8 protein-coding genes are annotated in these 12414 nt (G+C 43.2%); all 8 read right to left on the bottom strand.

Features of this window, described 5'->3' with window-relative positions; genetic code table 11:
• Positions 1-82 precede the first annotated feature (82 nt).
• The 8 genes from fusA to rplL all read right to left on the bottom strand — a co-directional run bounded on the left by fusA (position 83) and on the right by rplL (position 12410).
• Positions 83-2161, bottom strand: coding sequence for an elongation factor G (gene fusA / locus N667_RS0114430; protein ID WP_027410233.1), 2079 nt, complete (start codon positions 2159-2161; stop codon positions 83-85).
• 148 nt (positions 2162-2309) lie between these two features.
• Positions 2310-2780, bottom strand: coding sequence for a 30S ribosomal protein S7 (gene rpsG / locus N667_RS0114425; RefSeq protein WP_027410232.1), 471 nt, complete (start codon positions 2778-2780; stop codon positions 2310-2312).
• Between the two features lie 49 nt (positions 2781-2829).
• Positions 2830-3252 (bottom strand): 30S ribosomal protein S12, encoded by a 423-nt coding sequence (gene rpsL / locus N667_RS0114420; RefSeq protein ID WP_027410231.1) that lies wholly within the window; start codon positions 3250-3252, stop codon positions 2830-2832.
• 103 nt (positions 3253-3355) lie between these two features.
• Positions 3356-3604, bottom strand: a complete 249-nt coding sequence (locus N667_RS0114415) for a 50S ribosomal protein L7ae-like protein (RefSeq protein WP_027410230.1) — start codon at positions 3602-3604, stop codon at positions 3356-3358.
• A 128-nt stretch (positions 3605-3732) separates the two neighbouring features.
• Positions 3733-7335 carry a DNA-directed RNA polymerase subunit beta' gene (gene rpoC / locus N667_RS0114410; RefSeq protein WP_027410229.1) on the bottom strand — a complete coding sequence of 1201 codons (3603 nt, stop codon included), beginning with the start codon at positions 7333-7335 and terminating at the stop codon, positions 3733-3735.
• 52 nt (positions 7336-7387) lie between these two features.
• Entirely contained in the window at positions 7388-10948 is a 3561-nt protein-coding gene (rpoB, locus tag N667_RS0114405; protein ID WP_027410228.1) for a DNA-directed RNA polymerase subunit beta, read from the bottom strand.
• Between the two features lie 246 nt (positions 10949-11194).
• The gene (locus N667_RS0114400) at positions 11195-11797 is read right to left on the bottom strand and encodes a class I SAM-dependent methyltransferase (protein ID WP_027410227.1); all 603 of its coding nucleotides are present in this window, start codon (positions 11795-11797) and stop codon (positions 11195-11197) included.
• Positions 11798-12041: 244 nt separating this feature from the next.
• On the bottom strand, positions 12042-12410 hold the full coding sequence (rplL, locus tag N667_RS0114395) for a 50S ribosomal protein L7/L12 (RefSeq protein ID WP_027410226.1): 369 nt from the start codon (positions 12408-12410) through the stop codon (positions 12042-12044).
• Between the last annotated feature and the right edge of the window lie 4 nt (positions 12411-12414).

The following is a 12414-nucleotide window of genomic DNA, read 5'->3' as shown; positions in this document are numbered from 1 at the left end:
AATGCTTGGAAGCGCACATGCAAACATGTCCACTTCCAAGTCTTACATAAGTATTTATACTTGAACAGTGCTAGAAAATCAATTATTCACCTTTATTTTTTTTGATGATTTCCTCAGCAATGCTCTTTGGAACTTCTTCATAGTGGTCAAACACCATGGAGAACACTCCGCGACCTTGTGTATTAGAACGCAATGAAGTTGCGTATCCGAACATTTCGGATAGTGGAACCATCGCATGCACAACTTGCGCGTTACCACGAGCTTCCATACCTTCAACGCGTCCTCGACGGGAAGTGATGTCACCCATAATGTCACCAAGGTATTCTTCTGGAATGACAACTTCTACTTTCATAATCGGCTCAAGTAATACTGGGTCACATTTTGTTGCTGCATTTTTCAATGCAAGAGAAGCAGCAATTTTGAACGCCATTTCACTTGAGTCTACATCGTGGTAAGAACCATCGAATAGTTTTGCTTTGATATCAACAACTGGATATCCAGCAAGAACACCATTTTGCATTGCATCTTCAAGGCCCGCTTGGATTGCTGGGATATACTCTCTTGGAACAACCCCACCAACGATCGCGTTCTCAAATTCGAATCCTTTTCCTTCTTCGTTTGGAGTGAATTCAATCCAAACGTGACCGTATTGACCGCGACCTCCGGATTGACGCACAAATTTACCTTCTACTTGTGCAGCCTTACGGAATGTTTCACGGTACGCAACCTGCGGAGCACCTACGTTAGCCTCTACCTTGAATTCACGACGCATACGATCAACAATGATGTCAAGGTGAAGCTCACCCATACCCGCAATAATTGTCTGACCAGTTTCTTGGTCTGTCCACGCGCGGAATGTTGGGTCTTCTTCTTGAAGTTTTTGTAACGCTGTGCTCATTTTGTCTTGGTCGGCTTTTGATTTTGGTTCAATCGCAATTTGGATAACTGGCTCTGGGAATGTCATAGACTCTAGAATTACAGGGTCTTTTTCATCACACAAAGTATCGCCAGTTGTTGTATCTTTTAAACCTACAGCTGCAGCGATGTCACCAGCGTATACTGTGGAAATTTCTTGACGATGGTTAGCATGCATTTGTAGGATACGACCAATGCGCTCGCGTTTGCGTTTTGTCGAGTTCAACACATAAGAACCAGAATCCAATGTACCGGAATATACGCGGAAGAATGTTAATTTTCCAACGTAAGGGTCTGTCATAATTTTGAATGCTAATGCTGCAAACGGTGCATCATCACGAGATTCACGCACTGTTTCTTCTTCCGTATCTGGAACAACCCCTTTAATTGCAGGGATGTCTATTGGAGAAGGTAGATAATCTACGACTCCATCTAGCATTAGCTGAACACCTTTGTTTTTGAACGCAGAACCGCAGAATACAGGGAAGAATTCAACAGAAACTGTTGCCTTGCGGATCGCTGCTTTTAGTTCCTCCGTTGAAATTTCTTCTCCTTCTAAATATCTCATCATTAACTCTTCATCAAGCTCTGCGACAGCCTCAATCAGTTTACCGCGATACTCTTCTGCTAAATCGCGATAATCTTCAGGAATTTCAATACGTTCAATATTTTTACCTAATTCATCGTGATAATGGTATGCGCACATTTCAACAAGATCGATAATACCAGTAAATTGGTCTTCAGCACCGATCGGTAGTTGAACTGGGTGCGCGTTCGCTTGCAAACGGTCATGAAGCGTTTTGACAGAGTATAAGAAATCAGCGCCAATTTTGTCCATTTTGTTAACGAATACGATACGCGGAACACCGTATGTAGTCGCCTGACGCCATACTGTTTCTGTTTGTGGCTCTACCCCGGATTGCGCATCAAGTACCGCCACTGCACCGTCTAGAACACGAAGAGAACGCTCAACCTCTACTGTGAAGTCTACGTGTCCTGGTGTGTCGATGATGTTAATACGGTGACCTTTCCATTGAGCTGTTGTCGCAGCAGACGTGATTGTAATTCCACGCTCTTGCTCTTGCTCCATCCAGTCCATAGTGGCAGCGCCTTCATGCACTTCACCAATTTTATGAACGCGTCCTGTATAGAAAAGGATACGTTCAGTTGTTGTCGTTTTACCGGCATCGATATGGGCCATGATACCAATATTGCGAGTGTTTTCTAAGGAGAACTCTCTTGCCATCTTGGTTTTTCTCCTTCCTTTGAGTAAGTGTCTTGTTTGATAAAATGTCGAATATATAGGAATATAGGTGAGCGTGCGAACAGGATTTCCTGATCGCCTTCACCTATTTCCTAATTATACAAAAATGGATAGCGCAGTTATAAAATCATTACCAACGATAGTGAGCAAACGCTCTGTTTGCTTCAGCCATTTTGTGCGTATCTTCACGCTTCTTCACTGATGCACCTGTGTTGTTTGCAGCATCTAAAATCTCGTTTGCTAGACGCTCTTCCATCGTTTTCTCACCACGAAGACGAGCATAGTTTACTAACCAACGAAGACCCAATGTTGTGCGGCGATCAGGACGAACCTCTACTGGAACTTGGTAGTTAGCACCACCAACACGACGAGCGCGCACCTCAAGAACAGGCATTACATTTTTTAATGCTTGTTCAAATACTTCCATTGGATCTTTGCCAGTGCGTTCACGAATAATATCGAACGCTGTGTAAAGAATTTTTTGCGCCTTTCCTTTTTGACCATCAATCATAATTTTGTTGATAAGGCGAGTTACGAGTTTAGAATTGTAAATTGGATCTGGTAGTACATCTCTTTTCGCAACGGAACCTTTACGTGGCATATTTTTTCCTCCTTTCAAGAAAAAAATCCTAATTTCTCAATCATTCACATTATTTTTTAGCTGCTTTTGGTTTCTTCGCACCGTACTTAGAACGGCCTTGCATGCGGTTTGCTACACCAGCGGTATCAAGCGCACCGCGAACGATATGATAGCGTACCCCTGGCAAGTCTTTTACACGACCACCACGAATTAACACAACGCTGTGTTCTTGCAAGTTATGACCAATACCCGGAATGTATGCTGTTACCTCGATACCGTTTGATAAACGCACACGGGCATATTTACGAAGCGCTGAGTTTGGCTTCTTTGGCGTCATCGTACCTACACGCGTGCACACACCACGTTTTTGCGGAGATGCAACATTTGTTTGTACTTTCTTGAAGCTGTTATACCCTTTATTTAACGCAGGGGATTTAGATTTCACAACTTTTCTCGTACGGCCTTTGCGTACTAATTGATTAATTGTAGGCATGATAAATTTCCTCCCTTCACACATAAGTTCAAGCCCACACATCCAGGTGGCTCATTATTTATGCAAAAACAAAGTTTTTGTAGTAAAACCCACAAAAACAGTTTTAGCGAATAATAGCAACCGCAGCAGCTCCTACTTGAATTTTGCAAACTTCTCCAAGCTTTTTCATGGAATCTACTTTTGCAACAGGAACATTTGCTAATTCTGCTGCTTCCTTGATTTTTTCAACAACCTGCGGATCAGCATCTTCAGCAATAATCAATTCCTTTGCCTTGCCTTCCTTCAGAGCTCGCATTGCTTGCTTCGTTCCCACTACAAATTGTTGAGCCTGTAATACTTTTTCATAAGACATATATATATATCCTCCAAAGTACCAGGTTTTCGGAACACCTTTATTACATTAACATTTTCCGATGACATTGTCAACTGTATATCTAACAAATTTGTTACCGGCAAGTTTTCTTGCCGGTAACTTTTTAATTATTTATTAGACGTTGTTAGTTGCTCATCTTCTTTTTTATTGACTACTGGTTTAATTTTCCGATAACGCGCCATTCCTGTCCCAGCAGGAACTAGTTTACCGATGATAACATTTTCCTTTAAGCCCAACAGCTCGTCACGTTTTCCTTTGATGGCCGCATCTGTCAAGACGCGTGTTGTTTCTTGGAACGAAGCAGCTGATAAGAATGAATCTGTTTCAAGCGATGCTTTCGTAATACCAAGAAGCACAGGCCGAGCTGTAGCTGGACGCTTTCCTTCAAGCAATACTTTTGCATTTGCATCAGTAAACTGATGAATATCCAGCAACGTTCCTGGCAACACATCTGTATCACCAGCGTCGATGACGCGAACTTTGCGAAGCATTTGACGAACCATTACTTCGATATGCTTATCGCTAATTTCTACCCCTTGCATCCGATATACTTTTTGTACTTCACGCAATAAGTATTCCTGCACAGCAGTAATATCTTTCACTTTAAGAAGTTCCTTCGGATCAATCGAACCTTCTGTTAACTCTTGTCCGCGCTCGACTTGTTGCCCTTCTTGAACTTTCAATCTCGCGTTATACGGAGCCGTATACGTTCTTGTTTCCACTTCGCCTTTTACAACAACCTCTTGTTGATGATCACGTGTTTCACTAATCGAGATGACTACACCATCAATCTCGGAAATCACCGCTTGACCTTTTGGATTACGTGCTTCAAATAGCTCTTGGACACGCGGTAAACCTTGTGTGATATCATCTCCTGCTACTCCACCTGTGTGGAATGTGCGCATCGTTAGCTGCGTACCTGGTTCACCGATCGATTGCGCAGCGATGATACCAACCGCTTCACCCACTTCGACTTCTGAACCTGTCGCAAGGTTGCGGCCATAGCATTTCTTACATACTCCGTGTCGAGTATTGCATGTAAATGCGGAGCGAATCCAAACTTGCTCGATGCCGGCTTTAATAATTGCGCTAGCAATATCTTCAGTGATCATTTCATTTTCTTTTACGATAATTTCGCCCGTTTCTGGATGTTTAACTGTTTTTCTCGCGTAGCGGCCAATTAGACGCTCTTCCAATTTCACGATGACTTCTGTGCCATCCGTGAGCGCTCGCACAAGCATGCCCCGGTCCGTTCCACAATCGTCTTCCCGGACAATGACGTCTTGGGCTACATCGACGAGACGTCTTGTTAGATAACCAGAGTCCGCCGTTTTGAGTGCTGTATCCGCAAGACCTTTACGCGCACCGTGCGTCGAAATAAAGTATTCCAATACCGTTAAACCCTCACGGAATGACGATTTAATCGGCAATTCGATAATTCGTCCTGCCGGGTTCGCCATCAGTCCGCGCATACCCGCAAGCTGTGTAAAGTTCGAAGCGTTACCGCGGGCACCCGAATCGCTCATCATGAAGATCGGGTTTCGCTTATCTAAAGACTCCATTAACTTGCTTTGAATTTTATCCTTCGCCGCACTCCAAACCGAAATGACACGCTCATAACGCTCTTCATCAGTAATTAAACCGCGTCTAAACTGCTTTAATACCGTATCAACTTTTGCTTGTGCCTCTTGTAAAATTTCTTGTTTTTCCGGTAATACGACGATATCAGCTACACCGATCGTAATACCCGCTTTCGTCGAATATCGGAAGCCCAGATCTTTCATACGGTCAAGCATTTTTGACGTTTCAGTAATTTTGAAGCGCTTGAACACTTCCGCAATGATGTTACCGAGAATTTTCTTTTTAAACGGCGGGACAAGCGGGCGTTTGCTAATTTCTTCTTTTACGTTTACGCCCTTATCAAGGAAATATTTGTCCGGCGTCCGTTCTTCAATGTTTTCTTGAGTCGGCTCGTTAATGTATGGGAAGGACTTCGGTAAAATTTCATTGAAAATGAGCTTACCAACCGTTGTCAACAACAGTTTGTTATTTTGCTCTTCTGTAAACGTTTCATTTTGCAACGAACCAGCATGAATCGCAATCCGAGTGTGTAAATGCACATAACCGTTATGATAAGCCAGCAGCGCTTCGTCTGTATCTTTAAAGACCATTCCTTCGCCGATCGCGCCTTCGCGCTCCATTGTCAAGTAGTAGTTTCCTAATACCATGTCTTGCGAAGGAGTAACAACTGGCTTTCCGTCTTTCGGGTTCAAAATGTTTTGTGCTGCCAGCATCAACAAACGTGCTTCTGCTTGCGCTTCCGCTGATAGCGGAACGTGTACAGCCATTTGGTCACCATCAAAATCGGCATTATACGCTGTACATACAAGCGGATGCAAACGAATGGCACGACCTTCGACCAATGTTGGCTCGAAAGCTTGGATACCAAGTCTGTGTAACGTTGGAGCACGGTTTAAGAGAACTGGATGTTCTTTGATTACAGACTCCAGCACATCCCATACTTCCGGGTGTACGCGTTCAATTTTTCGTTTCGCGCTCTTAATATTATGCGCCAAGCCTCGCTCTACAAGCTCTTTCATCACAAACGGCTTGAAAAGCTCAAGCGCCATTTCTTTTGGTAAACCGCATTGATACATTTTTAAGTTCGGACCTACAACGATTACGGAACGCCCCGAATAGTCAACACGTTTACCAAGTAAGTTTTGGCGGAAACGCCCTTGCTTACCCTTTAGCATGTGAGATAGAGATTTCAATGGACGATTTCCCGGGCCTGTGACAGGACGACCGCGACGACCGTTATCGATTAACGCATCCACCGCCTCTTGAAGCATCCGTTTCTCGTTTTGCACAATAATGCTTGGCGCTCCTAGATCTAATAAACGTTTAAGACGGTTGTTACGGTTAATGACACGGCGATATAAATCGTTTAAATCAGATGTTGCAAAACGGCCGCCATCTAATTGAACCATTGGGCGCAGTTCAGGAGGAATGACCGGAAGCACATCAAGCACCATCCATGCTGGGTCATTTCCTGAGTTACGAAATGCTTCTAGCACTTCTAAACGCTTAATCGCCCGTGCACGTCGTTGTCCTTGTGCTGTTTTCAACTCTTCCTTTAAAGTGTCTACTTCTTTTTCAAGATCAATATCTTGTAGAAGTTTTTTAATCGCTTCCGCTCCCATTGATGCTTGGAATGAATTCCCGTACTTTTCACGATAGGCACGATACTCTTTTTCTGAAAGGAGCTGCTTCTTCTCAAGCGGTGTATCGCCTGGATCCGTTACAACATATGAAGCGAAATAGATCACTTCCTCCAAAGCGCGCGGGGACATGTCCAAGACAAGTCCCATGCGGCTTGGAATCCCTTTAAAATACCATATATGTGAAACTGGGGCAGCTAGTTCAATATGGCCCATGCGTTCGCGACGAACTTTGGCGCGGGTAACTTCTACACCGCACCGATCACAAACAACGCCTTTATAACGTACGCGCTTATATTTTCCGCAATGGCACTCCCAGTCTTTTGTTGGACCGAAAATGCGCTCGCAGAACAACCCGTCTTTTTCAGGTTTTAACGTGCGATAGTTGATAGTTTCTGGTTTTTTCACTTCGCCGTATGACCAAGAACGAATTTTTTCCGGCGAGGCGAGTCCGATTTTCATATACTCAAAATTATTTACATCTAGCAAGGGGCCTACCTCCCTCTCAATATCCAGGTTTTACCCTTATTGCCTTATCGGTTTATTCTTTTGTTACGGCGTCTTTTTCTTCCTCTTTTTCAGATATTCCGACAGCAATAGCGTCTGCTGGTTGAACATCGTCATCTTCATCGAAGTTTTCCATATTGATTTCTTTCTCATCGCTAGAAAGAATAGTTACATCCATACCTAAGCTTTGTAATTCTTTGATTAAAACTTTAAACGATTCTGGAACACCAGGTTCCGGAACGTTCTCGCCTTTAACAATAGCTTCGTATGTTTTGACGCGGCCGACTACATCGTCTGACTTCACAGTTAAAATTTCCTGTAATGTGTATGCCGCACCATAAGCTTCGAGTGCCCAAACTTCCATCTCACCAAAACGTTGGCCACCGAACTGAGCTTTACCTCCAAGCGGCTGCTGCGTGACAAGCGAGTAAGGTCCTGTTGAGCGAGCATGAAGTTTATCGTCAACCATGTGCGCTAATTTAATCATGTACATAATGCCAACCGATACGCGGTTGTCAAAAGGTTCACCTGTTCTGCCATCATAAAGGACTGTTTTTGCGTCGCGAGCCATTCCCGCTTCTTCTAAAATCGCCCAAACGTCTTCTTCACGAGCACCATCGAATACTGGAGAAGCGACATGAAGACCAAGCTTCTTCGCAGCCATACCAAGGTGCAATTCCAATACCTGACCGATATTCATACGTGAAGGTACGCCTAGAGGGTTTAACATGATATCAACTGGCGTGCCATCTGGTAAGAAAGGCATATCCTCTTCCGGAAGAATTCTTGAAATAACCCCTTTATTACCGTGACGACCAGCCATCTTATCCCCTGCAGAAATTTTACGTTTTTGTACGATATATACGCGCACAAGCTGATTAACCCCAGGAGGAAGTTCGTCCCCATCTTCCCGGTTAAAGACTTTTACATCTAATACGATTCCACCGCCACCGTGCGGCACACGAAGCGATGTATCGCGCACTTCACGCGCTTTTTCTCCGAAGATGGCATGGAGTAGACGCTCCTCTGCGGTCAGCTCCGTCACTCCTTTTGGCGTGACTTTACCTACTAGCAAATCACCATCTTTTACCTCTGCACCAATGCGCACAATGCCACGCTCATCTAGATTGCGCAATGCGTCTTCTCCAACGTTCGGAATATCGCGGGTGATTTCCTCTGGTCCCAATTTTGTGTCGCGGGATTCTGATTCGTATTCTTCAATGTGAATAGACGTATATACATCTTCTTTTACAAGACGCTCGCTCATAATGATCGCGTCTTCGTAGTTATAACCGTCCCATGTCATGAAGGCAACTAATACGTTGCGACCAAGTGCAAGTTCACCTTTTTCCATTGAAGGACCGTCTGCGAGAATTTCGCCCTTCTCAACAATGTCACCTTTCTTTACAATCGGACGCTGATTATAGCAAGTTCCTTGGTTTGAGCGAACAAATTTAAGAAGTCGATATTTGTCAAGGTCGCCCTTCACTTCTTTTCCGTCCACTTCAATTAAACGGCGAACCCAAATTTCTTTTGCTTCTACGCGCTCCACAATTCCACGATGTTTGCAAATAACAGCAGCGCCGGAATCTTTTGCCGAAACATACTCCATTCCTGTGCCAACGATTGGTGCTTCCGGTTGTAATAAAGGTACCGCTTGACGCTGCATGTTTGCACCCATCAACGCACGGTTAGAGTCGTCGTTTTCTAAGAACGGAATACATGCAGTCGCAGCTGATACAACTTGCTTCGGTGATACGTCCATGTAATCAACCCGGTCACGTTTAACAACAATATTTTCACCGCGGAAACGAGCGACGATATCTTCGTCTAAGAATGTACCATCCTCAGCAATTCTTGCATTCGCCTGAGCGACGACATAGTTATCTTCTTCATCCGCCGTTAAGTAATCAATACGATCCGTGATTTTTCCAGTTTCAGGGTCAACACGGCGGTACGGAGTTTCAATAAACCCGAATTTATTAACTTTGGCATACGTAGATAATGAGTTAATTAATCCAATGTTTGGACCCTCAGGAGTTTCAATCGGACACATGCGTCCATAGTGTGAATAGTGTACGTCACGAACTTCCATACCAGCACGCTCGCGTGTTAATCCTCCTGGACCTAAAGCAGATAAACGGCGTTTATGCGTCAATTCTGCCAACGGGTTCGTCTGATCCATAAATTGAGAAAGCTGTGAGCTACCAAAGAATTCTTTAATCGCTGCAATCACTGGCCGAATATTAATTAGCTGCTGAGGTGTGATTGTGTTTGTATCTTGAATCGACATGCGCTCGCGAACTACACGTTCCATGCGCGATAGCCCGATTCGGAATTGGTTTTGCAGCAATTCTCCCACTGAACGAAGACGTCGATTACCTAAATGGTCGATATCATCAGTATCTCCTACCCCATGTAGAAGGTTAAAGAAGTAGCTAATGGACGCAATGATATCGCTAGGAGTAATATGTTTCACGTCTTCGGCAATATATCCGTTTCCAATGATATTAATTACTTGCTCGCCGTCCGGATCATTCGGTGAATAAATTTTGATAGACTGGAGCGTAAATTCCTCATCTACAACGCCACCGGCAGGCTTATACGCACGGAAACCGATACCGTTTTCTAAATATGGCAAGATTCGATCTAATGTTCTGCGATCAATCATTGTTCCTTTTTCGGCAATAATTTCACCAGTTTCCGGGTTTACAAGCGTTTCAGCGAGACGCTGGTTAAACAATCTATTTTTGATGTGCAATTTTTTATTAATTTTATAACGTCCTACGCTTGCTAAGTCGTAGCGTTTCGGATCAAAGAAGCGAGAAATAAGCAAGCTTTTTGCGTTTTCGACTGTTGGAGGCTCACCGGGACGTAAGCGTTCATAAATTTCCAACAACGCTTTTTCCGTGCTTTCCGTATTGTCCTTTTCAAGCGTATTACGAAGATATTCATTTTCACCAATCAAATCAATAATTTCTTGATCGGATCCGAATCCAAGAGCGCGCAAAAGCACCGTCACAGGCAACTTGCGAGTGCGATCGATACGGACGTATACGACATCTTTCGCGTCTGTTTCATATTCTAACCATGCACCACGGTTTGGAATAACAGTCGCCGAAAAACCTCTTTTACCGTTTTTATCTACCTTCCCGCTGTAATACACGCTTGGAGAGCGCACAAGCTGGGAAACAATGACACGTTCAGCACCGTTGATAATGAACGTTCCTGTTTCTGTCATCAAAGGGAAATCGCCCATAAATACATCTTGCTCTTTAACCTCGCCTGTTTCTTTATTGATCAGGCGCACTTTCACGCGAAGTGGTGCTGCATATGTAACGTCGCGTTCTTTTGATTCCTCTACCGAATACTTCGGCTCACCTAAACTATAATCAATAAATTCAAGAGAGAGATTTCCGGAAAAATCTTCGATTGGAGAGATTTCTTTAAACATTTCTCTCAGACCCTCATCAAGAAACCACTGGTAAGAGGAGGTCTGAATTTCAATAAGGTTCGGTAACTCTAGCACTTCACTAATACGCGCGTAACTTCTTCGTTGGCGGTGTCGTCCATATTGAACTAGTTGACCTGTCAACTGATTCACCCCTCAAATTCAAGCGTTGATAAAAATAGGAGGCTATCTTCCTTAAGGAAGACAATTTTTGTCTTACTATCAGACAAAAGAAAAATGGTTTCTATAATAAGAAAACCACATTTTCACCTATTTATTGATTTTATAATTTTTCCCATTGGAAATAAAATTATACATGACTAATACTTGATAACTGAATAAGGTTATACATTTGGCATTTTATAATGCTATCATAGACAAAAAAAACTGTCAATATTTTTTCGCCTTTATGATATAATATCCTTTTTTCTTAGCCACCACTTCCACCTCCGGAAACAGCGACTGAAGCTTTTCAAGCGTTGAAGGAGCTCCTTGCTTTTTTTGAATAACAACCCATAGCTCCCCATTCGGAACGAGATGGGAGGCACTTTGCTCAAAAATGGAGTGAACCACTTTTTTCCCCGCGCGAATCGGTGGATTGGTTAAAATCGCAGCAAACATTTTGTCTCCCACACTTTCAAATAAATCGCTTTCATAAATGACAACGTTATCAATGTGATTAAGCTGCTGGTTCCTTTTTGCTAATTCGATTGCGCGTTCATTAATATCAACCATTTCCACCGTACGATTTGGAAAGGATTTAGCGATCGCCAAGCCTATTGGTCCATAGCCGCAACCAACGTCTAAAAAGCCGCCTTCTACCGCCGGCTCCTCAAACGTTTCAATTAATAAACGCGAACCAAAATCGACTTCACGTTTTGAAAAAACACCTTGATCCGTCATAAAAGTAAACTCATTTTCTCTCAGAGTATACTCCCATACATGCGGATTACTTGAAGAAGAGGGCGTCCTAGAATAGTAGTGTTCACTCAATTACCTCATCCTTTCACTGGTCTTTTACCATTCTTTCCATTTTAATATTTCCCACCATGAAAATATTAAAAACATGGTTCGCGTCGATTCACACATAAAGCACCGTTTACAATAACTCTGTTCATTTCAGAGAATACGACATCTTGTTTTAAAAATAAAATGAAATAGTACGGCACAATTAGACCAAAAAATATTAAAAAAGCCCGCTAATCATTAGCGAGCTTTTCAATGCATTGAACAGAAATTACTTAATTTCTACGCTAGCGCCAGCTTCTTCAAGTTTAGCCTTGATTTCTTCAGCTTCCTCTTTAGAAACGCCTTCTTTAACTGGCTTTGGAGTGTTGTCTACTAAATCTTTTGCTTCTTTTAAGCCGAGGCCAGTAAGTTCACGCACAACTTTGATAACTTTGATTTTTTGTGCGCCGCCATCCGCAAGGATAACGTCGAATTCTGTTTTCTCAGCCGCAGCTTCGCCGCCAGCACCAGCACCGCCAGCAACTACTACAGGAGCAGCAGCAGTTACACCGAACTCTTCTTCAATTGCTTTTACTAAGTCATTTAATTCTAAAACTGTCATATTTTTAACCGCTTCAATGATTTGTTCTTTAGTCATTGTA

The organism is Anoxybacillus tepidamans PS2 (assembly GCF_000620165.1).
GTDB lineage: Bacteria > Bacillota > Bacilli > Bacillales > Anoxybacillaceae > Anoxybacteroides > Anoxybacteroides tepidamans_A.
This window is presented reverse-complemented; position numbering and strand designations above follow the sequence as displayed.

Coding starts and splice junctions, on each gene's coding strand:
- rplL (WP_027410226.1), bottom strand. CDS start 12,410: ATGACTAAAGAACAAATCATTGAAGCGGTTAAAAATATGACAGTTTTA.
- rpsG (WP_027410232.1), bottom strand. CDS start 2,780: ATGCCACGTAAAGGTTCCGTTGCGAAAAGAGATGTACTACCAGATCCA.
- rpsL (WP_027410231.1), bottom strand. CDS start 3,252: ATGCCTACAATTAATCAATTAGTACGCAAAGGCCGTACGAGAAAAGTT.
- fusA (WP_027410233.1), bottom strand. CDS start 2,161: ATGGCAAGAGAGTTCTCCTTAGAAAACACTCGCAATATTGGTATCATG.
- N667_RS0114415 (WP_027410230.1), bottom strand. CDS start 3,604: ATGTCTTATGAAAAAGTATTACAGGCTCAACAATTTGTAGTGGGAACG.